The organism is Winogradskyella ouciana (assembly GCF_009709615.1).
GTDB lineage: Bacteria > Bacteroidota > Bacteroidia > Flavobacteriales > Flavobacteriaceae > Winogradskyella > Winogradskyella ouciana.
In genome coordinates this window covers 1-271 of sequence record NZ_WJYA01000108.1, presented here as the reverse complement: position 1 = coordinate 271, position 271 = coordinate 1, and the positions used below count along the sequence as shown (strand labels likewise).

Annotated in this window: 1 protein-coding gene; it reads left to right on the top strand. The window is 53.9% G+C overall.

What is annotated here, in order from left to right; all coding sequences use genetic code 11:
- Positions 1–21: 21 nt before the first annotated feature.
- Positions 22–271, top strand: a 250-nt coding sequence (locus F1003_RS18725) for a class I fructose-bisphosphate aldolase (RefSeq protein ID WP_497986926.1), incomplete at its 3' end; no start/stop codon positions are given.

Genomic DNA, 271 nt, shown 5'->3' with positions numbered 1-271 from the left:
ACAGGCAGCATTGCTAAGCGCTTGAGTTCCATTGGGGCAGAGAACACAGAGGAGAACCGCAGATTTTACCGCCAGTTGCTCTTCACGGCCGACGAAAAAGTGAACCCCTGCATCGGGGGCGTCATCACCTTCCATGAGACCCTCTACCACAAGACCGACGATGGCGTGGCCTTCACCAAAGTCATCAAGGACAAAGGGGGTGTCGTAGGCATCAAGGTTGATAAAGGTGTTGTCCCTCTGGCTGGAACCAACGGTGAAACCACAACTCAAG